This is a genomic window from Streptomyces sp. NPDC096193 (assembly GCF_040302905.1).
Taxonomy (GTDB): Bacteria; Actinomycetota; Actinomycetes; order Streptomycetales; family Streptomycetaceae; genus Streptomyces.
The window spans coordinates 32975-57116 of record NZ_JBEOSJ010000020.1 but is presented as its reverse complement, the minus strand read 5'-3'; the positions used below and the strand labels follow the sequence as shown (position 1 = coordinate 57116).

At 72.2% G+C, this 24142-nt stretch carries 19 protein-coding genes; 5 read left to right on the top strand and 14 right to left on the bottom strand.

Annotated elements, in window-relative coordinates; translation table 11 throughout:
* Positions 1 to 79: 79 nt before the first annotated feature.
* The gene (locus tag ABTX78_RS25905) at positions 80 to 907 is read right to left on the bottom strand and encodes a carbon-nitrogen hydrolase family protein (protein WP_352209192.1); all 828 of its coding nucleotides are present in this window, start codon (positions 905 to 907) and stop codon (positions 80 to 82) included.
* Between the two features lie 327 nt (positions 908 to 1234).
* On the opposite strand from ABTX78_RS25905, the gene ABTX78_RS25900 reads away from it, so the two are divergent.
* The gene (locus tag ABTX78_RS25900) at positions 1235 to 1798 is read left to right on the top strand and encodes a Repetin (protein ID WP_352209191.1); all 564 of its coding nucleotides are present in this window, start codon (positions 1235 to 1237) and stop codon (positions 1796 to 1798) included.
* Between the two features lie 19 nt (positions 1799 to 1817).
* Here ABTX78_RS25900 and ABTX78_RS25895 read toward each other — a convergent pair whose 3' ends face one another.
* The 5 genes from ABTX78_RS25895 to ABTX78_RS25875 all read right to left on the bottom strand — a co-directional run bounded on the left by ABTX78_RS25895 (position 1818) and on the right by ABTX78_RS25875 (position 7582).
* Positions 1818 to 2273: an Lrp/AsnC family transcriptional regulator gene (locus ABTX78_RS25895; RefSeq protein ID WP_352209190.1), complete on the bottom strand. Its 456-nt coding sequence runs from the start codon at positions 2271 to 2273 to the stop codon at positions 1818 to 1820.
* A gap of 10 nt (positions 2274 to 2283) precedes the next feature.
* Positions 2284 to 3750 carry an amino acid permease gene (locus tag ABTX78_RS25890; protein ID WP_352209189.1) on the bottom strand — a complete coding sequence of 489 codons (1467 nt, stop codon included), beginning with the start codon at positions 3748 to 3750 and terminating at the stop codon, positions 2284 to 2286.
* A gap of 615 nt (positions 3751 to 4365) precedes the next feature.
* On the bottom strand, positions 4366 to 4734 hold the full coding sequence (locus ABTX78_RS25885; protein WP_352209188.1) for a DUF742 domain-containing protein: 369 nt from the start codon (positions 4732 to 4734) through the stop codon (positions 4366 to 4368).
* A 6-nt stretch (positions 4735 to 4740) separates the two neighbouring features.
* Positions 4741 to 5163, bottom strand: coding sequence for a roadblock/LC7 domain-containing protein (locus ABTX78_RS25880; protein WP_352209187.1), 423 nt, complete (start codon positions 5161 to 5163; stop codon positions 4741 to 4743).
* Positions 5156 to 7582: a sensor histidine kinase gene (locus ABTX78_RS25875; protein WP_352209254.1), complete on the bottom strand. Its 2427-nt coding sequence runs from the start codon at positions 7580 to 7582 to the stop codon at positions 5156 to 5158. The genes ABTX78_RS25880 and ABTX78_RS25875 overlap by 8 nt, the downstream gene beginning before the upstream one ends.
* Positions 7583 to 7886: 304 nt before the next feature.
* Between ABTX78_RS25875 and ABTX78_RS25870 the strand changes: the two genes are divergently transcribed.
* Together ABTX78_RS25870 and ABTX78_RS25865 are read left to right on the top strand one after the other, a co-directional pair.
* The gene (locus tag ABTX78_RS25870) at positions 7887 to 8894 is read left to right on the top strand and encodes a GDSL-type esterase/lipase family protein (protein WP_352209186.1); all 1008 of its coding nucleotides are present in this window, start codon (positions 7887 to 7889) and stop codon (positions 8892 to 8894) included.
* A 46-nt stretch (positions 8895 to 8940) separates the two neighbouring features.
* A complete protein-coding gene (locus ABTX78_RS25865; RefSeq protein WP_352209185.1) occupies positions 8941 to 9342 on the top strand; it encodes an ATP-binding protein in 402 nt (133 codons plus the stop codon).
* Between the two features lie 239 nt (positions 9343 to 9581).
* On the opposite strand, the gene ABTX78_RS25860 is transcribed toward ABTX78_RS25865, so the two are convergent.
* From ABTX78_RS25860 to rpe, 4 genes are all read right to left on the bottom strand, one after another.
* Positions 9582 to 10454 (bottom strand): RNA polymerase sigma factor SigF, encoded by an 873-nt coding sequence (locus ABTX78_RS25860; protein WP_352209184.1) that lies wholly within the window; start codon positions 10452 to 10454, stop codon positions 9582 to 9584.
* A gap of 219 nt (positions 10455 to 10673) precedes the next feature.
* Positions 10674 to 12116 (bottom strand): GuaB1 family IMP dehydrogenase-related protein, encoded by a 1443-nt coding sequence (locus tag ABTX78_RS25855; RefSeq protein WP_352209183.1) that lies wholly within the window; start codon positions 12114 to 12116, stop codon positions 10674 to 10676.
* Between the two features lie 170 nt (positions 12117 to 12286).
* Positions 12287 to 13270 (bottom strand): sugar-binding transcriptional regulator, encoded by a 984-nt coding sequence (locus ABTX78_RS25850; RefSeq protein WP_352209253.1) that lies wholly within the window; start codon positions 13268 to 13270, stop codon positions 12287 to 12289.
* 135 nt (positions 13271 to 13405) lie between these two features.
* Positions 13406 to 14092 carry a ribulose-phosphate 3-epimerase gene (rpe, locus tag ABTX78_RS25845; protein ID WP_352209182.1) on the bottom strand — a complete coding sequence of 229 codons (687 nt, stop codon included), beginning with the start codon at positions 14090 to 14092 and terminating at the stop codon, positions 13406 to 13408.
* A 134-nt stretch (positions 14093 to 14226) separates the two neighbouring features.
* Between rpe and ABTX78_RS25840 the strand changes: the two genes are divergently transcribed.
* Positions 14227 to 16389 (top strand): MMPL family transporter, encoded by a 2163-nt coding sequence (locus ABTX78_RS25840; RefSeq protein ID WP_352209181.1) that lies wholly within the window; start codon positions 14227 to 14229, stop codon positions 16387 to 16389.
* A gap of 766 nt (positions 16390 to 17155) precedes the next feature.
* Here ABTX78_RS25840 and ABTX78_RS25835 read toward each other — a convergent pair.
* Entirely contained in the window at positions 17156 to 18589 is a 1434-nt protein-coding gene (locus ABTX78_RS25835) for an RsmB/NOP family class I SAM-dependent RNA methyltransferase (RefSeq protein ID WP_352209180.1), read from the bottom strand.
* Between the two features lie 32 nt (positions 18590 to 18621).
* On the bottom strand, positions 18622 to 19566 hold the full coding sequence (gene fmt, locus ABTX78_RS25830; protein ID WP_352209179.1) for a methionyl-tRNA formyltransferase: 945 nt from the start codon (positions 19564 to 19566) through the stop codon (positions 18622 to 18624).
* A gap of 250 nt (positions 19567 to 19816) precedes the next feature.
* Between fmt and ABTX78_RS25825 the strand changes: the two genes are divergently transcribed.
* Complete coding sequence (locus ABTX78_RS25825; protein WP_352209178.1) at positions 19817 to 20374, top strand: hypothetical protein; 558 nt, start codon at positions 19817 to 19819, stop codon at positions 20372 to 20374.
* 121 nt (positions 20375 to 20495) lie between these two features.
* Here ABTX78_RS25825 and ABTX78_RS25820 read toward each other — a convergent pair whose 3' ends face one another.
* Together ABTX78_RS25820 and metK are read right to left on the bottom strand one after the other, a co-directional pair.
* The gene (locus tag ABTX78_RS25820) at positions 20496 to 22640 is read right to left on the bottom strand and encodes a primosomal protein N' (RefSeq protein WP_352209177.1); all 2145 of its coding nucleotides are present in this window, start codon (positions 22638 to 22640) and stop codon (positions 20496 to 20498) included.
* 125 nt (positions 22641 to 22765) lie between these two features.
* Entirely contained in the window at positions 22766 to 23989 is a 1224-nt protein-coding gene (metK, locus tag ABTX78_RS25815; protein WP_352209176.1) for a methionine adenosyltransferase, read from the bottom strand.
* Positions 23990 to 24142 lie beyond the last annotated feature (153 nt).

Sequence of the window (24142 nt, the reverse complement as noted above, 5' to 3'; positions counted from 1 at the left end):
TACGGACTCCTTGCACAAAAAGGTGGGGCGGGGAAGGCCGGGCGGGCCCGGATCGTCGTGGCGTGGGGAGCGCCGCGGCTCAGTTCAGTGAGGTGTACAGGCCCGGGCGGCGGTCCCGGAGATACGGATTGGCCTCGCGCGACGCGCTCAGGAGGGCGGGGTCCACGTCGCCGACCACGAGTTCCTCGCCGTGGCCCGCGCGGGCCCTGGCGGCGCCGTCAGGGCCGGCGAGACAGCTGAGCCCGACGAACTCGAACTCCCCCTCGGGGCCCGTCCTGTTGACGTACGCGATGTACATCTGGCTCTCGAAGGCCCGCACCGGTACCAGCGACTCGGGGACGAACTGGAAGGGATGCATCTGCGCGGTGGGCACCAGCAGGAGGTCGGTGCCGGCGAGGGCGTGCGCGCGGACGTTCTCCGGGAACTCCACGTCGTAGCAGATCAGCATGCCGATCGTGATGCCGTCGAGTTCGGCCTGGACGACGGGCTGGTCGCCGGGGGTGAACCAGTGCTGCTCGAAGCAGCCGAAGAGGTGGGTCTTGCGGTAGTTCGCCAGGCGGTCGCCGTCGGGGCCGATCAGCTGGGAGGAGTTGAAGATCCGGCCCGGGCCGTCGGCCCGATCCCCGGCCGTGCCGCCGTCGCGCTCGGGATATCCGTACACGACCGCGATGCCGTGGCGGACGGCGATGTCGGCGACGGCCGTGGCACCGGGGCCGTCGGCGGGCTCCGCCAGTACGGGCAACTCGTCACCGATCGCGTATCCGGTCAGGAACAGCTCCGGGCACACCAGCAGACGGGCGCCGGTGGCCGCGGCGCGCGCGGCGGCCTCGTCGAGCGCCTTCAGATTCTCGGCGACCGAGCCCGGTCGGCCGGAACTCTGGAGCAGTGCGGTGCGCAGCGGCGGCATGGCTGACCTCGGACGGAGTGCGGGGTGGAGGAGACGTCAAAACGGTACGGGCCGGGCACCGGCCGGGACAAGGCGCGACCGTTGCGCGCTGACGAGCGATCCATTGCGCGGACGGTCCCGGGACCGGCGATTCGTTGCGCCCTGTGACCTGCGGCATGCGGGTTGGGAGCGGGACCAGCTGCGGACGGGGCCTACCGCTGCGGTCGTACGCGGTGGCCGGCTCCCCCGCCCGGACGGCGGAGCCGAGCACCGCCTCCGGCGCGATGTGCGGCGGAGGGGCCGCCGGAAGAGTGGTCGTCGTCCGGTTCACCTGCCGAAAGGACCGCCATGACGGCTCCTGTCCACCGTCGTACGAAGATCGCCGCGATCGTCGCGGCCCTGCTGATCACCACCGGGGCCACCGGGTCCGCCGTGGCCTCGGCCGACTCCGATTCGCGGGGCGGCGGGCAGCGGGAGGCCGCCGCCCTGACCGGCTCCGCGAAGCTGTACCGCTCGCTCGGCGACGACATCACGTTCACCTTCGACGCGCATCTGGCGGCGAAGGACACCGACGACCCGCTCAAGGCGACCGGCACCTTCAGCTGGAGCCACTATCTGAACGGCGAGGGCGCCTGGGCGAAAGCCAGGGTCGACTGCCTGGTCACGGGCGGGACGGTGGCCGTGGTCAGCGGCGTCATCACCGACACCGACCTGGAGGGGGCCAAGGGCACCCGGGTCGGCATCACCGTCCACGATGTCGGACGCAAGGACCGGCTCGGCTACAGCTGGGCCGCCCAGGGCAGCCCGGTGGAGACCAAGGACCTGCCCAGATGCGTCGGATCCGCGCCTTTCGAGAAGGTGACCGGGGGCTCGGGCGACTTCCGGGTGGTGCCCTGGAACCCCGAGCTCTGACGCATCCGGGCCCGGCCCGTCAGGCGGGTGAGCCCGACGAGTAGCGCCGCAGCAGCGGTGAGAGCACCAGAACCGACTTGGTGCGCTCGACGAAGGGCTCGCCCGCGATCCGTTCCAGCACCCGCTCGAAGTGGCGCATGTCGGCCGCGAAGACCTGCACGATCGCGTCCGCGTCCCCGGTGACGGTGGAGGCGGACGCGATCTCCGGGTACCGCTTCAGCCCACGCTCGATGGCCTCGGGCGAGGTGTTGCGGCTGCAGTAGATCTCGATGAATCCCTCGGTCTCCCAGCCGAGGGCCGCCGGGTCCACCCGTACGGTGAAGCCGGTGATGGCCCCCACGGCGCGCAGCCGGTCCACACGCCGTTTCACGGCGGGAGCGGACAGGCCCACCAGCGCGCCGATATCGGCGTAGGAGCGGCGGGCGTCCTCCGCCAGAGCGTGGACGATGCGTTCGTCGAGATCGTTGAGTCGCACTACGAATGGGTCACTTCTCTGCTGTGGCCAGTCGGGAGCGGCGCATGCCGTAACCGAAGTAGACCACGAGGCCCACCGCCATCCAGACTCCGAAAACCGCCCAGGTGACGGCCGGGAGGCTGAACATCATCCAGACGCAGAAGGCGAAGCCCGCCACCGGGAAGAGCGGCGAGAGCGGTACCCGGAACGTGCGCTCCATGTCCGGGCGCGTCCGGCGCAGCACCACGACCGCCACGTTGACCAGGGCGAAGGCGAAGAGCGTGCCGATGCTGGTCGCGTCGGCGAGCTGACCCAGTGGGACGGCGGCCGCCAGCACTCCGCAGAACACCGAGACGATCACGGTGTTGGCGCGGGGCACGCCGCTCTTGCGGTCGACCTTGGAGAAGACCTTGGGGACGAGGCCGTCGCGGGACATCGCGAACAGGATGCGCGTCTGCCCGTAGAGCACGGTGAGGACGACGCTCGCGATGGCGATCACGGCGCCTGCGGCGAGCAGGACGGCCCAGAACGTCTGGCCGGTCACGTCGCGCATGATGCCGGCGAGTGCCGCCTCCGACTCGCCGAAGCCCTTCCACGGCCGGGCGCCCACGGCGACGGCGGCGACCAGCACGTACAGGGCGGTGACGATGAGCAGCGAGAGCATGATCGCGCGCGGCAGGTCGCGCTGCGGGTTCTTCGCCTCCTCACCGGCCGTCGAGGCGGCGTCGAAGCCGATGTAGGAGAAGAACAGCGAGGCACCGGCGGCGCTGACGCCCGCCATGCCCAGCGGCATGAAGTTCTCGTAGTTCCCCGCCCGGAAGCCCTGGACGCCGACGGCGCAGAACAGCACCAGGGCGGCGATCTTCACGACGACCATGATCGTGTTGGCGCGGGCGCTCTCGCGGGCGCCGCCGAGCAGGAAGACCATCGCCAGGAGCACGACGATGAGGGCGGGCAGATTGAACAGTCCGCCGTCGCCCGGCGGCGCGGAGAGCACGTCCGGGATGGTCACGCCGATCGTGCCGTCGAGGAGTTCGTTGAGGTACTCGCCCCAGCCGACGGCCACCGCGGCCACCGACACCCCGTACTCGAGGATCAGACACCAGCCGCAGACCCAGGCGACGAGTTCGCCGAGGGTGGCGTAGGTGTACGAGTAGGAGGAACCGGAGACGGGGATCGTGCCGGCGAGCTCGGCGTAGGAGAGCGCCGAGAACAGTGCGGTGAGGCCGGCTATCACGAACGAGACGGTGACGGCGGGCCCCGCCTCGGGGACGGCCTCGCCGAGCACGACGAAGATTCCCGTGCCCAGCGTGGCTCCGATGCTGATCATGGTCAGCTGCCACATGGAGAGCGACCGGCGCAGCGATCCGCCCTCGCCCTGGCCACTCTCGGCAACCAGGCGCTCGACGGGCTTGCGCCGCATCAGCCGGGCTCCGGCGCCGGGGCGCCCGCCCTGCGGTGGCTCGGTCGAGGGTGGGGCTTCGCCGTGGTCCAGCACTGCGGGTGCTCCTTCATTGCTGCGGATCGCGGCGGATGACCTGCGACGATCCACGGGCATGACGGAGGGGTCCGCATGAGGGGAGACCGCCGAGCAGACGGTCACCGCCACTCCTGGTACGGGGCATGAGCCTATGAGCCCGCGCTCGGAACCGGAAATGCACTGTCGTTGCGCATCGGCGGACGATCATTGCGCGATGACGGAGAGTACGGGTAAACATTGCGCTCCGCCGACGGCGGGCCTCGCCGCAGCGGTGAACGCGGGCGTGGCGATCGGTGACAGGCGCCTCACATCGCGGTGAACGGCGGTGTCATCCGGCGGCGAAGGCAGGCGTCGTCCCGCGGTGGACACAGGTGTCGTCTCGCGGTGGACGCAGGCGCCTCACATCGCGGTGAACGGCGGTGTCATCCGGCGGCGAAGGCAGGCGTCGCCCCGCGGTGGACGGCGGGTGTCACCCCACGGTGACCGCAGGCGTCGTCCCGGGGTGGACGGCGGGTGTCATCCGGCGGCGAAGGCAGGCGTCGTCCCGCGGTGGACACAGGTGTCGCCCCACGGTGACCGCAGGCGTTGTCCCGCGGTGGACACGGGCGTCCTCCCACGGTGACCGCAGGCGCGTCACCACTCCCGCAGCCTGGCGGCGATCTCGCGCAGCAGTACGGGATCGTGCAGGTTCCGGGGCGTCACCGGCTCGGAGATCCCGACGAGGCCGGCCTCGGCGAGGTCGGCGAGCAGCACACGGACGACGGTCAGCGGCAGATCGGCGTCGGCGGCGATCTCGGCGACCGGCCGCGGCTCGCGCCGCACCAGCTCCAGCAGCGCGCTGCGGGCGTGGTCGAGCGGCAGGTCGACCACGCCCGGGTCGAGGGCCGTGACCTGGGACATCAGGTCGATGTTCTGCTCGGACGCGGGCCGGGTCCGGCCTCGGGTGACGGTGTAGGGCCGTACCAGGGGACCGGACTCGTCCTCGTACCAGTGGTCGCTCACGAGAACTCAGGTGCCGGTGTCCTCGGGGCCCGAGCGCGTGGGCACGGCCATGTGCCGTCCCACGCGCCGGACCAGCAGCGCCATCTCGTGGGCCAGCTGACCGACGTCCGTCTCGATGTCGGAGAGGACGGCCAGCCGGCTGCCGTCGCCGGCGGGCGTGATGAAGAGGAAGGCGTTGTCGAGCATCACCATCGTCTGCCGTACGGCGCCCGCCGCGAAGCGGTCGCCCGCCTCCCTCGCCAGGCTGTGGAAGCCCGCACAGACGGCGGACAGATGCTCGATGTCCCGCCTGACCATGCCCCGGGACGCGCTGCCGACCAGCCCGTCCGCGGTGAGGAGCACCGCCTGCTGCACATGGCCGGTCCTGGCCACCAGGTCGTCGAGGAGCCAGCCCAGGCCGGTACTTTCTCCGGTGCCTTCGTCAGCCATCGCCGTCGGTCCCTTCGTCGGTCGTGGGGGCTTGCGGTGCGGTGCTCGGCGTGTCGGGTCCGACGCTGTCGCCGCGGCGGCCGCGGTCCAGCCCCCGCTGGAAGGATCCGAAGATCGAGCGCATCTCCTCGGCGGACACCTCCTGCTGGGGGCCGCCCTCCGCGGCGGAGGGGGGCGCGTCACGCAGCGGGGGCGCGAGGGAGGCCTGGCGCACACGGGTGGGGAGCCCATGCAGCGGCGCCGCGCGGGCCGCCTTCTCGCTCGACCCGCCGGCCGGGTCCGCCACGGGCGCCGGTTCCTCGCCGGACGCGGCGGCCGAGTCCGTCACCGGTGCCGCCTTCCCGGCGGTCGGGACAGTCCCGTCCCGTACAACCACCGGCCTCGCGCCGGACCCCGTTGTCGCCGTCGCCCCCTCCGGCGCGGCTTCCGGGTCGCCCATGGCTTTGTCGTGGACGAGGGGCACGGGTTCCAGCGTGCGCCACGCGGCCTCGGCCCGTGCGGCCCGGGGCCGAGGTGGCGGCGCGCTCTCCCGCTCCGCCGTCCTGCCCTGCGCGCTCTCCCGCTCCGCCGCCCTGCCCGGCTGCTCGACGGCGGCGAGGACCGCGTTGGGCAGGAACACCACGGCCGTGGTGCCGCCGTACGGGGAGCGGGTGAGGGTGACACCGATGCCGTGCCGTTCGGCCAGGCGGCCGACGACGTACAGCCCGAGGCGGTCGTCCTGCGCGGGATCGAAGGCGCCGGGCCGGGCCAGCGTCCGCTGTGCCTCCTCCAGCGCGTCCTCGTCCATGCCGAGTCCGCGGTCGTCGATCTCCAGCACGAAGCCGTTGCCGACGCGTCCGGTGCGCATGGTGACCTGGGTGTGCGGCGGGGAGTACACGGCGGCGTTCTCGACGAGTTCGGCGACGAGGTGCACGACGTCCGCCACGGCGTCGGCGATGATGCCGACCGCGGGCATGGGCGGGACCACGACACGGGCGTAGTCCTCGATCTCCCCGACGGCCGCGGACACGATGTCGACGACGGGTACCGGCCGCCGCCACCGACGGCCGGGGGCGGCGCCGGCGAGGATGATCAGACCCTCCGCGTGCCGGCGCATCCGGGTGGTCAGATGGTCGATGCGGAACAGGTCGTCGAGTGTGTCGGGGTCGGTGGTACGGCGCTCCAGGGTGTCGACGAGCTTCGACTGACGGTGCACGAGCGCCTGGTTGCGGCGGGCGATGTTGAGCAGGACGGCGAAGATGCCCCGGCGCAGTGTGGACTGCTTGACGGCGGCCTCGACGGCGGCCAGCCGTGCGGCGTTGAGAGCCTGGCCCACCTGGTCGATCTCGTCGATCTCGTCCGGGCCGCGCTTCGGATCACCGAAATCGAGGGGCGGAGCGGCGGCTGCCGCGTCGACCTCCTCGCCCGCGGCGAGCCGCTGCATCACGTCGGGCAGCTGGCGGGTGGCCAACAGGTCCGCGGCGTCCCGCAGTTCCTCCAGCCGGCGCGAGATGCGGCGTCCGCCGGCCACCGAGAACCAGATCGACAGACCGACCGCGGCCAGTCCCGCCACACCGACGACCGCCGCCTTGATCATCTCGTGGTAGGCGAAGGCGCGGCCCCGGTCGGACGCGTTGAGCGCGGCGTCGGTGCACAGCAGCATGTACCTCTGGACCGCGCGGTCCGTCGTGTCGCGCCAGGAGTTGGCGGCCATCGCCTCACCGGCACCCGCGGGACCGGCCCGCAGCAGCATGTCCTCCTGGGTCACCAGGGCCCGATGGACATCGCCGCGCTCGAAGGCGGTGAAGAGCTGCCGGGAGTCGGCCGGGAGGTCGGGCACATAGGTGCGGTGGAAGACCCTGCGGTCCTCGATCGTGGCGGTGAGCGTGTCGTACTGCGCGTCGGTCAGCCGCCCGGCGGCGTGGGCGCCCGCCACCAGTGCGTCCTGCCGGGAGACGAACTCCCGCACCCGCACGAGTTCGACGACGACCTGCGCCTCGCGGGCGAGTTGGCCCGCCTGTAGCGCGGTGAGCGTGGACTGCACGTCGAAGGTGGGTTCCACCATCGACGTGTACTCCTCGATCGCGCGGTCCCAGGAGATCGTCCGGCCCACGACCTTCTCGCGCAGCGCCTCCAAACCGTCGGCCGCGTCCGTCATCGCCTCCAGGGACTGCTTCTGGCGTGCGGAGAGGTCCTCACGCCGCTCGCGGTCGCCGATCGCCTCGCGCATCGCGCGCACGGCCCGGTCGGTGGAGCGCTGTTGTTGGGTCAGACCGGCGACGGCGGCAGCGCCGTCCTGGGGCCCCGCCCCCAAGTACGCGGCGGAGAGCCGCCGTTCGATCTGGATCTGTCCCACGGCGGTGTCGACCGGCGTACCGAAGCTCTCGTACACGCCCTGGAGCCGTATGAGCGCGCGGAGATCACCGGTCACGGAGACCATGGCAAAGGTCCACAAGGACATCAGAGCAATGACGGGTATGACCGTCAGTGTCACGATCCGTCCGCGGATCGTGGGGCGGCGAAGTCGCCGGCGCATGGTCTCCCCTGGGCAAGAGAGCTACTGAACAGCGGTGATTACCCCCGAGTAGGGGGCAGTCAAGTTACGCGACGCAGCATGCGCAACGCAACGTTCCTGGGGGTAACCGGCCGTTCAGTAAGCGCGGCATTCTCCGGCTTCCCGTCAGGCCGTTGCGCGGTGTGCAAACACCGCTCCACGACCCGCAACCCGACCCTTGGAGGCCCCGGTGACCTGGCTCGATCCTCATCCGTTCCTGCGCGGAGTGGCATGGCTGGACCGAGGACGGCCGGTGCGTGCGGACCCGGCGGACGCGGGCCGGCTGCCCTGGGACACCTGGGAACGGGCCACCCTGCCCATCGGCGTGCGCCTGGAGTTCACGGCCGAGGACGCGGTCGCGGTCGAGATCCGCTACCGCGCCTCGCCGCCGGGCGAGAGCGACGCGCTGCGGGATCTGCCGCACTGCTTCGCGCTGTGGCAGGACGGCCGCTGCGTCTCGGAGACGATCACCGAGCCCGCCGCCGAGTCGGTGGTCACCCTGGCGCTGCCGAGCGGCTCCACCGCGCCCTTCACCGTGCACCCGCCCGAGTCCGTGGCCCCCGAGATCCTGGGGCTGCGCGCTGTCGGCGGATCGCTCGCGCCCGCCCCACGGCAGCCCCGCTGGCTCGTGCACGGGGACTCCATCACCGAGGGCTGGTGGTCCACCCGTCCCGCCCACTCCTGGCCCGCGGCGGCCGGCCGACGGCTGGGCCTGGACACCGTCAACCTGGGATACGCGGGGTGCGCCCACGGCGAACCGGCCATCGCGGAACAGCTGGCATCCCTGGACGCGGACGCCGTCACCCTCGCCTTCGGCACCAACTGCTGGTCCGGCACCCCCTGTTCGGCCCCGCTGCTGTACGAGACGGTCCGCACCTTCCTCACCCTCGTACGACAGGGCCACCCCCGCACGCCGCTCCTGGTGCTCTCCCCCGTCCTGCGCCCCGGTGCGGAGAACACCCCGAACCGGCTGGGTGCCACGCTCGCCGACCTGCGGACGGCGATGGAGCAGGCCGTCACGGACCGCAGGCAGGGCAGTGACGGCCAGGACGCGGACGACTGGCTCGCCCTCCTTCCGGGCCGCGACCTGCTCGTGGCCGGGCACCTGGCCGACGGGGTGCACCCCGACGACGAGGGGCACGCCGTTCTGGCGGCCGCGGTGGCCGAGGCTCTCCCCTCCGCGCGGCCGAACAGATGAGGTGCTAGCGCAAATACATGCTCCGGGAGGGGGTACGCGAACTGCGATGAACACCGAACCGCGGATGGTGACCGACCCCCCGCTCCCCAGCGACAGTGCGCGGGCCCGCAGGGCGACCGCGGACTTCCTGGCGCGCCACTGCCCGTGGGCCGACCTGGACGCCGTACTGCTCGTCGTGTCCGAGCTGGTCAGCAACGCGGTGCAGCACACGGCCGGCTGGTGGCGGCTCCATCTGGCGGCGGCGCAGGACACGCTGGTCGTCGAGATCGACGACTCCAGCCCCGCGATCCCGGTGTCCCGCGAACCGGACTTCAGCGGCAGCGGCGGCTTCGGCTGGCACATGGTGCACCAGCTCGCCGGACAGGTGGAGATCAGCCCCCTGCCCTGCGGCAAGCGGGTCCAGGCGACGTGGGTGAGGAAGATCCCCACGGCGGCGCCTGCCTGCTGACGGCGGCCGGGACGGCCGGGCGCGCCGCCGGCCGGTGGGCATCACGGGCGCCTTCCGGCACACACCGCCGACGCCGAAGGCATCACCCGGTACGCATGCGATCCGCGCACGAACCACGGCGCGCTCTCCCGGGAATCACCGGAGGCCGCAAATCACAGGAGGCGGCGCCCCCCGTCAGGTGGGGCGCCGCCTGTCCCGTGGGGGGATCTTCCCGTGGGGGGAAGTGTGAGGGCGGGAGTTCACGCTCCCGCGAGCAGGCCCTCGCGCAGCCGCGAGGTGATGCGGTTCAGCAGCCGGGACACATGCATCTGCGAGACGCCGAGTTCCGCGCCGATCTCCGCCTGCGTCAGCTCCTGGCCGAAGCGCATGGAGAGGATCAGCCGGTCCCGGTCGTCGAGTTCCTGGATGAGCGGCTTGAGCGCCTGCACGTTCTCGGCGGTCTCCAGATCGGCGTCCGGTGCGCCGAGCCGGTCGGACAGCGGGGCCGACGCGTGGTCGGAGGCGTCGTCAAGGGGCGTGTCGATGGAGCCGGCGGTGTAGCCGTTGCTCGCGACGATGCCCTCTATGACCTCTTCCTCGTCGAGGTTGAGATACGCGGCGAGCTCCGCGGTTCTCGGCGCCCGGTCGAGGCGCTGGGAGAGCTCGTCGGCCGCCTTCGCCAGATCTATCCGCAACTCCTGGAGCCGCCGCGGCACATGGACCGCCCAGCTGGTGTCGCGGAAGAACCGCTTGATCTCACCGACGATGTACGGGACGGCGAAGGTCGCGAACTCCACCTCGCGGCTCAGCTCGAACCGGTCGATCGCCTTGATCAGGCCGATCGTCCCGACCTGGATGATGTCTTCCATCTGCTCGGCCCGGTTCCGGAACCGGCCGGCCGCGTACTTCACCAGAGCGAGGTTCAGCTCGATGAGGGTGTTCCGCACGTACTGGTAGTCGGGGGTGCCTTCCTCCAGCGAGGACAGGCGCACGAAGAAGACCTTGGAGATCTCGCGTGCGTCCTTGGGAGCGACCGCCCCGGGGTCCCGCACCTCCGGAAGCTCGAGTTCGCGGCTCGGGCACCGTGTTCCCGGCTCTGTGCGTTCGGTCGCGACCGTACTCGCCGTGGACACTAAGTCCTCCCCTGCTCCGTGGTCAGTGCAACGGCCCGTCTACCCCGAGTCCTCCCATCCATGCCCTCGAATTTCAAAGTCGTGGAAACGGCTGGTCGGAGCGGCCTGCGGGGGGCCAACTGGTCCGCCGGATGGCGGATACGGGCGCACACGCACACGTCCGGCCCCGGACGATGCCGGGACCGGACGCGAACGGCCGTGCGGGGAGGGCGCGTCGCCCTAGTTCCAACTGGCGTGCAGCGGCTTGCCCTCCGCATATCCCGCGGCGCTCTGCACACCCACGATCGCCCGCTCGGCGAACTCCTCCAGGGAGTTGGCGCCGGCATACGTGCAGGAGGAGCGGACGCCCGCGATGATCGAGTCGATCAGGTCCTCGACGCCGGGACGGGTCGGGTCGAGGAACATGCGCGAGGTGGAGATGCCCTCCTCGAACAGTCCCTTGCGGGCCCGGTCGTACGCGGATTCCTCACTCGTACGGTTGCGGACGGCGCGCGCGGACGCCATGCCGAACGACTCCTTGTAGAGCCGTCCGTCGGCGGTCTGCTGGAGGTCGCCCGGGGACTCGTACGTACCGGCGAACCACGAGCCGATCATGACGTTGGACGCGCCCGCGGCGAGCGCCATGGCGACATCGCGGGGGTGGCGGATGCCGCCGTCGGCCCAGACGTGCTTGCCGTACTTCTTCGCCTCGGCCGCGCACTCCAGCACCGCCGAGAACTGCGGCCGGCCCACGCCGGTCATCATGCGGGTGGTGCACATGGCACCGGGGCCCACGCCGACCTTGATGATGTCCGCGCCGGCCTCGACGAGGTCGCGCACGCCCTCGGCGGCGACGATGTTGCCCGCCACGATGGGCACATGCGGGTCCAGTCCGCGGACCGCCTTGATCGCGGCGATCATCGATTCCTGGTGGCCGTGCGCCGTGTCGACGACGAGGGTGTCGACGCCCGCGTCGAGAAGCTGCTTGGCCTTGCCCGCGACATTGCCGTTGATGCCGACGGCCGCGGCGATGCGCAGCCTGCCCCGGGCGTCGACGGCCGGGGTGTAGAGCGTCGCGCGCAGAGCGCCCTTACGGGTGAGGATGCCGACGAGACGGCCTTCCTGGTCGACCGCGGGGGCGTAGCGCCGGTTGGCCGCGTCCAGGGTGTTGAAGGCGTCGCGCGGGTCGATGTCCGCGTCGATCAGCAGCAGGTCCTTGGACATGACCTCGGACAGCTGGGTGAAGCGGTCGACGCCGGTCAGGTCGGCGTCGGTGACGACTCCGACGGGCCGGTGGTCGGCGTCGACGACCACGCCCGCGTCGTGGGCGCGCTTGGGCAGCAGGGCGAGCGCGTCGGCGACGGTCTGCGTGGGGGCGAGCACGATCGGGGTGTCCAGGACGTGGTGACGCGTCTTGACCCAGGCGACGACCTCGGTGACGACCTCGATCGGAATGTCCTGGGGGATGACGACGAGCCCGCCGCGGCGGGCGAGCGTCTCCGCCATCCGGCGGCCCGCGATGGCGGTCATGTTGGCGACGACCAGCGGGATGGTGGTGCCGCTTCCGTCGGGGGACGAGAGGTCCACACCCAGACGGGAGCCCACGGCCGAACGGCTCGGCACCATGAACACGTCGTCGTACGTCAGGTCGTACGGCGGCTTCAAGTCATTGAGGAAACGCACGTGCTGATCATCCCAGTCGATCGGAGTTGGCCCCCGGTCATCTCAGCCGGGGCAATCGCACGTACTTCATTGTCCCATGCCCACCCGCGTGCACGGCCCGGACGATTCCTCCAGGTCAGCGCGGGTGAGCTGGTGCGATCCTCCAAGGCCGTCCGCCCGGCCCGAACGCGTCAGTCGTCGGGGTCCGCGCGCTCCAGCGCCGGGCGTGGCCCCGCCTGGACCGAGAGGAGGTGGTCGGCGGCCGCCGTGTCCGTGACGAGGCTGGTGACGAGGCCGGAGCGCAGGACGGCCGCGATGGCCTCCGCCTTGCGCTGGCCGCCCGCGATGGCCACCACCTCGGGGATGCGGCGCAACCGGTCGGCCTCGACAGTGATGCACCGTTCGCCCAGGTCACGGCCGACGCGTCGGCCGTCCCGGTCGAAGAGGTGCGCCGACATCTCGGCGGCCACCCCGAAGGAGGCGTACCGGGCACGCTCATCGTCGCTGAGCATGTCGTACACGGTCGAGATGCCCGGCTCCCAGGAGCCGATGGAGACGGCCGCGACGGTGACCTTGTCGAAGTACTCGAAGGCGCGGGCGATGCCGGTCTGGTTGCGCAGCGCGGCCGCGGTGGCGGCGTCGGGGAGCAGCATGGGCGCGTAGATGGGGTGGGCGTCGCCACCGGATACCTGGGCCGCTCGTCTGACCGCCTCCACCGAGCCGCGCTCGGCGGTGCCCGCGTCGTAGACGCCGGTGAGCTGGACGACGGTGCAGGGCGGCAGCCGGTCCAGCGCGGCGGCCATGTGGATGGTGGACCGGCCCCAGGCCAGGCCCAGCACATCGCCCTCGTTCACCAGCTCGCCGAGCAGGTCGGCGGCCACCTCACCCAGGTTCTCCGGGTCCGGCGACTCGTCAGCCGCCTCGGCCGGCGACTCGACCACGACCGCGTGACGCAGTCCGAAATGGGCACGGAGGGCGTCGGAGCGCTCGGCGTCCAGTTCCGCCGGGACGCGGATCTCGATCCTGACGAGATCGCGTTCCAGGGCGGTCTCCAGGACGCGCGCCACCTTGAAGCGGCTGACGCCGAACTCCTCCGCGATCTGGATCTTGGACTTGCCCTCGAGGTAGAAGCGGCGGGCCATGGCCGCCGCCTGCACCAGCTCCGCGGGTCCCATCCGCAGGGCGGACCGTCCCGCCGACCTTGCAGACACCGCGATCTCCTCACTGCTGTTCGCACTCCAGATCTGCAATCCTGTCAGATCCGGCGGTTGTCGATCAGCCCCGAAGGGCCGAGTTCACTTGCTTGTGGCTCAGTGGTCGCAAGCCCAGCTCGCCGAGGCGATGCTCTGCTCCCCCTTGGCACGCAGGGCGCGCACCGCCTGGGCTGGGTCCTCGGCGCCGTAGACCGCGGAGCCCGCGACGAAGACGTCCGCGCCCGCCTCGGCGCACCGCTCGATCGTGGCGTCCGAGACCCCGCCGTCCACCTGGAGCCACAGCGCCAGACCGTGCTTGGAGATCAGCTCTCGGGTGCGGCGGATCTTGGGCAGCATGATGTCGAGGAAGGCCTGACCGCCGAAGCCGGGCTCCACGGTCATGATCAGCAGCATGTCGAGCTCGGGCAGCAGATCCTCGTACGGCTCGATCGCGGTGGCCGGCTTGAGGGCCATCGAGGCGCGGGCCCCCTTGGCGCGGATCTCGCGGGCCAGCCGGACCGGGGCGGCTGCGGCCTCCACGTGGAAGGTGACGGATCCGGCCCCCGCCTCGACGTACTGGGGCGCCCAGCGATCAGGGTCGTCGATCATCAGATGGCAGTCCAGCGGGGTGTCCGTCGCCCGGCTGAGGGATTCCACGACCGGCACACCCAGCGTCAGGTTGGGCACGAAGTGGTTGTCCATCACGTCGACATGGAGCCAGTCGGCGCCCTCTACGGCCCGGGCCTCTTCCGCCAGGCGGGAGAAGTCGGCGGAGAGGATACTGGGGTTGATCTGTACGGCCATGGCCCAAGCCTGCCATGTTCCGGGGGTCTTCCCCTCCCCGGTACGGTTTCCGGTCCGGACCAAAGGGCTCCAGGATCAGCACAGTCCGTGCAATCCTGGCGTTTTCGGCCAGGGTCGAGGCCACTGGGGGCACCATGCCGGACGGGAACACGGGACACCTGCGGCCTCGTCGGGGCGTCGCCCACCTGGTCTGCGGGCGACGCGCCAAGTGGATCGTGGTCGTGCTCTGGCTCGCGGTGACGGTGCTGGCGTTCCCCCTGGCGCAGAAACTCACCGACGCCCAGGACAACGACGCCGCGTCCTGGCTGCCCGGCAGCGCGGAATCGACTCAAGTCCTCCATGAGGCCGAGGGGTTCAGGCCCGAGGTCATCCCGGCCGTCGTCGTCTACGCCCGCGAGAGCGGCCTCACGCCGGCCGACCGTACGCGCATCGCCGAAGATGTCGCCGAGCTGAAGCGGCTGAGCGCGCACGGCGTGCTGGGCGACGAGGTCCGCGGTCCGGTGCTGGACCGGCCGGTGGACCCGCGGGCGGCCCAGGTCTTCGTCCCCGTCGTCATGGACGAGAAGGGCTGGGAGCGGATCGGCCCCGCCGTGGACTCGATCCGCGCGGTGACCGGGACCGAGACGGCGGGCCTCGCGGCGCACGTCACGGGTCCGGGCGGCACGGCGGCCGACTCCTCCGAGGCCTTCGAGGGCATCGACTCGACGCTGCTGCTCTCGGCGCTCGCCGTGGTGATCGTGATGCTGCTGATCACCTACCGCAGTCCCACGCTGCTGCTGGTGCCGGTGGTCGCTGCCGTCGCGTCCCTCTCCGCCGCGCAGGCGCTGATCTATCTCCTGGCGGAACACGCCAATCTCACCGTCAACGGGCAGAGCGCGGGCATTCTGACGGTCCTCGTCTTCGGCGCGGGGACGGACTATGCCCTGTTGCTGATCGCGCGCTACCGCGAGGAGTTGCGCCGCCACGAGGACCGGCACGAGGCGATGGCTCTGGCGCTGCACCGCGCGGGCCCGGCGGTGCTGGCGAGCGGCGCCACGGTGGTGCTCGGCATGCTGGTCCTGCTCTTCGCCGAGATGAACTCCACCAGCGGCCTCGGCCCGGTCGCCGCGATCGGGGTGGCGGTGGCGCTGATCGCCATGATCACGCTGTTCCCCGCCCTCCTCGTCATCTTCGGCCGCTGGATCTTCTGGCCGGTGATCCCCCACTTCGGCTCGCCCGAGCCCACGGAGCGCGGGGTGTGGGCACGGATGGGCCGCTGGATCGCCCGGCGGCCACGGGCGATCTGGGCCGTCACGGCGGTCGTGCTGCTGGCCTTCTCGATCGGCCTGACCCAGCTGCGTGCCGAGGGCATCAGCAACGCCGATTCCTTCACGGAGAAGCCCGACTCGATCGTCGGGCAGGAGGTCCAGGCTGCGTACTTCCCCGCCGGCAGCGGCGACCCGCTGATCGTCATCAGCGATGCGGCACAGGCCGGGCAGGTCGGAGCGGCGGTCGCGGCCACGCCCGGGGTGGTCCCTGGCTCGATCGCCGTTCCGCCCGGCACCGAGCCCGTGCACGAGGGGCGGGTACTGACCGAGGCGACGATGACCGCGCCCGCGGACAGCGCGGCGGCGAAGGACACCGTGGAACGCGTACGGGACGCGGTGCACGCGGTCCCGGACGCGGATGCGCGGGTGGGCGGCGGCACGGCTGCCCTGCTGGACATGGACGCCGCCACCAGACACGACAACCTGCTGATCATCCCGCTGGTCCTGCTGGTCGTACTGCTGGTACTGACCGTCCTGCTGCGTGCCCTGGTGGCGCCGCTGCTGCTGATCGCGACGGTGGTGCTGTCGTTCGCGGCCGCTCTGGGGCTCAGCGCGCTCGCGTTCCGCCACATCTTCGGCTTCGCGGGCGAGACGACGGACTTCCCGCTGTTCGTCTTCGTGTTCCTGGTGGCGCTGGGCATCGACTACAACATCTTCCTGTCCACCCGCATCCGGGAGGAGGCCGGCCGCCAGGGCACGCGTGCGGGCGTGGTGACGGGCCTCGCCGCCACGGGCGCGGTGATCACCTCGGCGGGCCTGGTCCTCGCGGGCACCTTCGCGGCGCTCGGCACCCTGCCCATCGTGGCCTTCGCCGAAATCGGCTTCGCGGTGGCACTCGGTGTCCTGCTGGACACGTTCGTCGTCCGCTCGGTCCTGGTCACGTCCCTGTTCCTGGACGTGGGCCCGAGGGTGTGGTGGCCGCACCCGATGTCACACGAGGAGGACCCGAAGGAGCCCCCGGCCAAGGCGGAGGAACCGGCGAAGGTCTGACGCCGTGGGCTTCCGTGCGGGCAGGGGCCCCGTCTGCCCACCCGTGGCCGCCGCGATATCTGTTGTGCCGTCGTTGATCCTCCGGAAACGGGACCCGCCATGACCGACGCCCTGACGCGCCTCCGCGCGATCGCCCCAGCTCCGGGGGAAGCCTGCCGAAAAGGGTGGAGCGAGGTCGAACGCAGACTGGGATTCGAACTCCCCGCCGACTACAAGGAACTCGTCCACCTCTATGGAGGTAGCAACTGGGACGACCATCTTTACGTCCTCGAGCCCGGCGCCCCAACGACAACTACGACCTCATCGCATGGGCGGAGAACCAGGCCGAAGACCTGGAGGGCCTGTGGGAGTACGAGAAGAAGCCGCCCGAACTGGCGCCCGAGGGGTCCCGTGTCATCCCGTGGGCGACCACGGACAACGGTGACTGCCTCTACTGGCTCGTCCGGCCGGGCCTCGATCCGGACGCATGGACGGTCATGGTGAACGAGGCGCGCGGCGGCCGTTGGGAGCACTTCTCCGTGTCCTGCACCCAATTCCTCGCGTCCTGCCTGGAGGGAGGGCTGCGGTCGGCCATCCTCTCGTCCTCGTTCCCGCGCGCTCCCCATCGATTCCGCCGCCTCGGGGCGGTGTGACGGAGCGTCGGGTTCCACAGCCCACGGGCGAGGGAACGGGCACGCATCAGGCTCCTGTCCGTGGCCCATCGGTCGGACCGTGACCGATCAGAAGGAGGACCGGTCACTCACTCCTCGAGCACAGGCCACGCACCTCACCCCGTGCGCCTCAGCAGTGCCAGATACATCGCGTCCGTGCCGTGCAGATGCGGCCACAGCTGGACGTCCGGGCCGTCGCCGAGTGCCGGGACGTCCGGCATCAGGGGTCTGGCGTCCAGGAGTTCGGCCTCGACCGGGTCGCCGCCGCGGCCGCGCAGGACGTCGTCGACCACCACCCGCGTCTCGGCGAGGTGCGGCGAGCACGTCGCGTACCCCACCACTCCCCCGACCCGGACCGCGCTGAGCGCCTCGCGCAGCAGGGCGCGCTGGAGGGGTGCGAAGCCCTCCAGGTCCTCGGGGCGGCGGCGCCAGCGGGCCTCCGGGCGGCGGCGCAGGGCGCCGAGGCCTGTGCACGGGACGTCGACGAGCACCCGGTCGAACGTGCCCGGCAGCCACGGCGGGCGCGTGCCGTCGGCGGCGACGACCTGGTACGGGCCCGGGTTGCCCGCCAGCGCCCGCTCCACCAGGCGCGCGCGGTGCGGCTGCTTCTCGGCGGCCAGGAGCGAGGCGCCGCGCTGCGCCGCGAGCGCCGCCAGCAGGGCCGCCTTGCCGCCGGGACCGGCGCAGGCGTCGAGCCAGCGCTCGTCAGAGCCCTCCAGCGGCGCATCGGCCAGCGCGATGGCGACGAGCTGGCTGCCCTCGTCCTGCACGCCCGCCCGGCCCTCGCGTACCGCCTCCAGTGCGCCCGGCTCGCCGCCCTCCGCCATCCGTACGGCATACGGGGACCAGCGGCCCGGCAGCCCGGACTCCTCGCCCACCGCCGCCAGCAGCTCGTCCTTCGTGGAGCGGCCGGGCCGGGCGACGAGGGTCACCTCGGGACGCTCGTTGTCGGCCTCCAGCAGATCCTCGATGCCGGCGCGGCCACCGCCCAGCGAGTCCCACAGAGCGGAGACGACCCACCGCGGGTGCGAGTGCACCACGGCCAGATGATCCTCGGCGTCATCGTCGTAGGGCGGGGCGACCCGTTCCACCCAGGTGTCGAGGTCGTCCTGCGAGATCTTGCGCAGCACGGCGTTGACGAACTTGGCGCGCCCGTCGCCGAGGACCACCCGCGCCAGCTCCACGCTCGCCGAGACCGCGGCGTGCGTCGGAATGCGGGTGCCGAGCAGCTGGTGGGCACCGAGCGCCAGCACATCGAGCACCGGCGGATCGACCTCACGCAGCGGCCGGTCGATGCAGCCGGCGATGATCGCGTCGTACGTGCCCTGCCGGCGCAGCGTCCCGTACACCAGCTCCGTCGCCAGCGCTGCGTCCCGCGCGTCGAAGTCGCCCTGCTCGCGGGCCTTCTTCAGCAGCGGCGGCAGGACGAGGTTGGCGTACGCGTCACGCTCGTCGACGGCCCGCAGTGCCTCGAAGGCGAGGATCCGCACCGGGTCCTTCTTCGGGCGGCGGTAGGGCTTGGGGGTACGGCGACGTGCCTGCTCGTTCAAAGGTGCTCCGCGATCGAAAGGGTCCAACCCCCTCAGCCTACGTCGGCGACTCCGACGTGCTCACCGGGGGCGATGCGCACCCCGCGGGCCCAGTCGGCTGCGCGCATCGGCTTCTTGCCCTGCGGCTGGACCCAGAGCAGCTCGACCGCGTGGGACCCGGTGCCGACGTGGACGTTGTTCTTGCCGGCCGCGAGTTCACCGGGCGCCAGGTCCGTGCGGTCGGCGGCCGGATGCGCGTTCACGATCTTGAGCCGCTCGCCGCGGAACTCCGTCCAGGCGCCCGGTGCGGGCGTGCAGGCGCGGACGACGCGGTCCACCCGCAGCGCCGGGGCCCGCCAGTCGACGCGGGCGTCCTCGACGGTGATCTTCGGCGCCAGCGAGACGCCCTCGGCGGGCTGCGGCACGGCGTGCAGGCTGCCGTCCTCGATGCCGTCCATGGTCGCCGAGAGCAGCCCGGCGCCGGCGAACGCGAGCCGGGTGAGCAGATCGCCGCTGGTGTCGGTGGACCGCACCTGCTCGGTGATCACGCCGTAGACCGGGCCCGAGTCGAGGCCCTCTTCGATCAGGAAGGTGGCGGCGCCCGTCACTTCGTCGCCGGCGAGCAGGGCGTGCTGCACCGGCGCGGCACCGCGCCAGGCCGGGAGCAGCGAGAAGTGGAGGTTCACCCAGCCACGTGCGGGCACGTCGAGGGCGACCTTCGGCAGCAACGCGCCGTACGCGACGACGGGGCAGCAGTCGGGCGCGATCTCCCGCAGCCGGGCCAGGAAGTCCTCGTCCCGCGGCTTGGCCGGCTTGAGCACCTCGATCCCGGCCTCTTCCGCCCGCTGCGCGACCGGGCTGGCGACCAGGTGCCGTCCGCGTCCGGCGGGCGCGTCCGGCCGGGTGACGACGGCGGCCACCTCGTGCCGCCCGGAGGCGATCAGGGCGTCCAGAGCGGGTACGGCGACCTCGGGGGTGCCTGCGAAGACGAGCTTCATGGGTGGCTGACTGCCTCTCAGGCTGGCTGGTGCGGTGGGGCGGCGACGCGTGCGTCGACGAGCAGCACACCAGTCTATGGGCCCGTGGCGCAGGGGGCGTACGGACCACCGCGCGCCCCGCGCATATGCGTCCACGCCCCCGAGGCGTGACCACATCGCCCGCTGGAGCGTTGGTCAAGAGAGATTGACCGATACGGGCCGCCAGGATGCGGCCCACCCCCTTTTCAACGCCGGTTCGAGAGGCTTGCCAATGGCCGACCACGCAACCCACGACGCCCAAGCCCGGGCAAGTCTGCATCTGTTGGTGCGGGACATCGAGCGGGTCCGCCGGCAGGTGGACGCATTGCGCACGCTCACCGCACAGCTGGGCAATGTCTACCGGCCCCGCCGCTCCGGCCCCTCCGCGGGCTTCGTCGTCTACGGCAGGGCTCCGGCGCCCACCGTCCGTCTCGCCCAGGAGCTGCGGGACAGCGTCGAGACGCTGGTGACGGCGGCGGTGGACTTCGACCGCTCGCTGGGCTTCTCGTGGGACGCGGTCGGTTCGGCGCTCGGGGTCACCAAGCAGGCCGTCCACCGCCGTTACGGCGCCCGCAGGGCCACGCAGCAGGCGGCCGTCGACGGCGACCACGCCGTGGAGACCACAACGCGCACACTCCCGCCGCCGGGAATCCCCTCACCGGGGATGCCGGCACCGGGACTGCCCGCGGTGCCCGCCGCCCGCACCATGCCGCCGCAGCCGACGGCCACCAGCCAATCCCTCCGGGAGGAGGCCCGCCCGAGCGCCTTCCCCGGCCCGCGCAACGGCTGACCCTCCGCCCCGGCTGCTGCCCCCGCCCGCGAGGACGGGGGCAGCCGTCTGTCGTCGCGTACCACCGCGGTGCGGCGGGACGCCCCGGGCGGCAGGGGGGCCACGCAGCCCGGGCACGCCCTCAGCCGATGTCCGGAGGGTCGATTCTGATCCGGACCTGGTCCGCGCCCCCGCGTGCCATCCGGGCGGCCTGAGCCGCCTTCAGGGCAGCCGCGAGCGCGGCCCCGCTGCCCGGCGGGACGCGCAGCAACGCCCGCTCCCAGCTCTCCCCCACCGGCGGATTGCCCGGCCGCCGCGGCCTGCCCGGGTCCGCGGCGGGCAGCGGTACCGGGCCCAGCACCTCCACGTCGGGCGGGAGCTCGGCCGAGGCGACGAAGGCGGCCACGACGTCCGCCCTCCCGGCCACGGCCGCCATCCGCGACACGGGCGGAAATCCGAGCTCGGCCCGCTCCGCGAGTTCCCGCTGGGCATGGCCGACGGGGTCCCAGCGGACGAGCGCCTGGACGGGCCGCAGGGTCGGTTCGGCGACAACCACCACGGTGCCGCCCTCGCTCTGGCCGCGCACCAGGGACGACGCGTCGATCCAGCGTCTGAGCGCGTCCTCGCCGGCGCGCAGATCGGGCCGCCCCAGCATCGCCCAGCCGTCCAGCAACAGCGCCGCCGCGTATCCGCCCTCGGCGACCGGCTCGGCACCCGGGGTGCTCACGACCAGCGCCGGCCGCGCCGGGACGGTGTCCAGGACATGGTCGCGTCCCGAGGTGCGCACCGGGACCGCGGGGAAGGCCCGACCGAGTTCCTCGGCGGTGCGCCGCGCGCCCACGACGCTCGCCCGCAGCCGCGTGGCCCCGCAGGCCACACAGTGCCAGTCGGTGGCACCGCGCCCGCACCAGCGGCAGGTCAGATCGCGCGCGTCCGGTGCTTCGAGCGGTCCCGAACAGTGCCGGCACCGGGCCGGGGTGCGGCATCGCTCGCAGGCGAGGCGGGGCGCATAGCCGCGCCGGGGCACCTGCACCAGCACCGGGCCGCTCCTCAGCCCGTCCCGCACCGCCTGCCAGGCCACGCTGGGCAGCCTCGCGGCCCGGGCGGCCTCGTCCCGTGCCAGGTCCTGGTCGCCGACCGTACGGACCAGTGGCGCGGCGGCGCGCACCTGCTCCCGGTCGGCGGCCAGCGGCAGCGCCCAGCCGCTCTCCACCAGCTGGGCGGCCTCCACCGTGCAGCTGGTGCTGCCGAGCAGGAACGCGCAGGCCTCGTGGGTGGCGCGGAGTTCCAGCACCTCACGGACGTGCGGGAAGGGGGCGTTCTCGTCGCTGTGGCTGGAGTCCCCGTCGTCCCAGACGGCGACCAGTCCGAGATCCTGCACGGGGGCGAACATCGCCGCCCGCGTCCCGACGACGGCCTTCACGGAGCCCCTGCGCACGGCGAGCCACTGGCGGTACCGCTTCTCGGGCCCGGACTCGGCGGTCAGCAGCGCATGCCGGCCGGTACCCAGCAGCTCGGTGAGCGCGGCGTCGACCCGCGCCGCCCGCCGCCCGTCCGGCACGACCACCAGGGCGCCCCGGCCCGAGGCGAGGGTGGCGGCGACGGCGCGTGCCAGCTCGTCGGGCCAGCGGGGCCCGGGCAGCGCGGTCCACACGGCCCGGGGCGTCCCGCCCGTCGCCAGCGCCTCCAGGAACGCGGGCCCCCGGCCGTACCTCGTCCAGCTGCCGGGCTCGGGGACCGGCGGCGCGGGCAGCGGCTCGGGCGACGGCTTGGACTCCGCCCGTCCGTTCCTCGGCGGGATCGCGAGCTGGAGCACGTCCGCGAGGCTTCCCGCATACCGGTCGGCGACCGCACGCGCCAGGGCCAGCATCCGCGGGCCGAGCACGGGCTCGGGCGAGACGACATAGGCGAGCGCGGCGAGCGCCCCGCCGTAATCGCTCTCGGCACGCCGCTCGACCAGGAAGCCGTCGATCAGACCGCCGCCCTCGCGCCGTCCGTCGCGCACCCGGTGCGCCCCGGCGCCGAAGCGCACCCGCACCCGCACCCCCGGCTGCGCGTCGGCGTCGAGCTCCTCGGGCACGAGGTAGTCGAAGTACTGGTCGAGGTGCAGCACGCCTTTGTTGACCATCACCCGCGCCACGGGCAGCTCCCGGGCGAGCGCGGCCCCCCGCCAGGTCCGCGGTTTGGCCTTGGGCACCTTGGCCTTGCGGACGGTCTCCCGGATGAGCGCAAGCTGCTCCGGCCCACCGGCGGCGGGCTCGTCGGGCTGCTCGTTGTCGCTGCTCACAGCCAAATTCCTACCAGATGCCACCGACAGCGGGCCGGGGCCGTGCTGCGTGCCCGGCACACGGCCGAGGCCCGGCGCCCCCTGAAGGGGGTGCCGGGCCTCGGGCCGTACGGGAGATACGAGGGCTACAGGCCCGCCGCCGTACGCAGCGCGTCCACACGGTCCGTGCGCTCCCAGGTGAAGTCCGCGAGCTCGCGGCCGAAGTGGCCGTACGCGGCCGTCTGCGCGTAGATCGGTCGCAGCAGCTCCAGGTCGCGGATGATCGCGGCCGGACGGAGGTCGAATACCTCCGCGATGGACTGCTCGATCTTCTCGACGTCGACGGTCGAGGTGCCGAAGGTCTCGACGAAGAGTCCGACGGGCTCGGCCTTGCCGATCGCGTACGCGACCTGGACCTCGCAGCGGGCGGCGAGGCCGGCGGCCACGACGTTCTTCGCGACCCAGCGCATCGCGTAGGCGGCCGAGCGGTCGACCTTGGACGGGTCCTTGCCGGAGAAGGCACCTCCGCCGTGGCGGGCCATGCCGCCGTAGGTGTCGATGATGATCTTGCGACCGGTGAGGCCGGCGTCGCCCATCGGGCCGCCGATCTCGAAGCGGCCGGTCGGGTTGACCAGCAGGCGGTAGCCGTCGGTGTCGAGCTTGATGCCGTCCTCGACGAGCTGCTTCAGCACGTGCTCGACCACGAACTCCCGGATGTCGGGAGCGAGCAGCGAGTCCAGGTCGATGTCCGACGCGTGCTGCGAGGAGACGACGACGGTGTCCAGACGGACCGCCTTGTCGCCGTCGTACTCGATGGTGACCTGGGTCTTTCCGTCGGGGCGCAGGTACGGGATCGTCCCGTTCTTGCGGACCTCGGACAGACGGCGGGAGAGCCGGTGCGCCAGGTGGATCGGCAGCGGCATGAGCTCGGGCGTCTCGTCGCAGGCGTAGCCGAACATCAGGCCCTGGTCGCCGGCGCCCTGCTTGTCGAGCTCGTCTCCTTCCTCACCCGTGGCGGCACCCTCGACCCGCTTCTCGTACGCCGTGTCGACGCCCTGCGCGATGTCCGGCGACTGCGCGCCGATGGAGACCGAGACTCCGCAGGACGCGCCGTCGAAGCCCTTCTTCGAGGAGTCGTAACCGATCTCGAGGATCTTGTTGCGCACCAGCGTGGGGATGTCGGCGTAGGCCTTGGTGGTCACCTCGCCGGCGACGTGCACCAGGCCGGTGGTGATCAGGGTCTCCACGGCGACGCGGGACGTCGGGTCCTCGCGCAGCAGTGCGTCGAGGATGGTGTCGCTGATCTGGTCAGCGATCTTGTCGGGGTGACCCTCGGTCACGGACTCCGAGGTGAAGAGGCGGCGGGACACATCGCTCCCTGGGGTTGCAGCGGCTGCTGGCTGATCATTGGCGGACCGGCAGGGGGCTGCGCCCCGCGACGTTCCATGGGCAGTTTATCCGTCGACCTCCTCCGGCAGTCCACCTGTCTCGCTCCGTGGGAGTCCGATGGGACCACTCTCACC

Bases quoted from the DNA above. Each gene is read 5' to 3' on its own strand.
- ABTX78_RS25905 (WP_352209192.1), bottom strand. From the start codon at position 907: ATGCCGCCGCTGCGCACCGCACTGCTCCAGAGTTCCGGCCGACCGGGC.
- ABTX78_RS25900 (WP_352209191.1), top strand. From the start codon at position 1,235: ATGACGGCTCCTGTCCACCGTCGTACGAAGATCGCCGCGATCGTCGCG.
- ABTX78_RS25880 (WP_352209187.1), bottom strand. From the start codon at position 5,163: ATGGCTGACGAAGGCACCGGAGAAAGTACCGGCCTGGGCTGGCTCCTC.
- ABTX78_RS25875 (WP_352209254.1), bottom strand. From the start codon at position 7,582: ATGGTCTCCGTGACCGGTGATCTCCGCGCGCTCATACGGCTCCAGGGC.
- ABTX78_RS25865 (WP_352209185.1), top strand. From the start codon at position 8,941: ATGAACACCGAACCGCGGATGGTGACCGACCCCCCGCTCCCCAGCGAC.
- ABTX78_RS25850 (WP_352209253.1), bottom strand. From the start codon at position 13,270: ATGGGACCCGCGGAGCTGGTGCAGGCGGCGGCCATGGCCCGCCGCTTC.
- rpe (WP_352209182.1), bottom strand. From the start codon at position 14,092: ATGGCCGTACAGATCAACCCCAGTATCCTCTCCGCCGACTTCTCCCGC.
- ABTX78_RS25840 (WP_352209181.1), top strand. From the start codon at position 14,227: ATGCCGGACGGGAACACGGGACACCTGCGGCCTCGTCGGGGCGTCGCC.
- fmt (WP_352209179.1), bottom strand. From the start codon at position 19,566: ATGAAGCTCGTCTTCGCAGGCACCCCCGAGGTCGCCGTACCCGCTCTG.
- ABTX78_RS25825 (WP_352209178.1), top strand. From the start codon at position 19,817: ATGGCCGACCACGCAACCCACGACGCCCAAGCCCGGGCAAGTCTGCAT.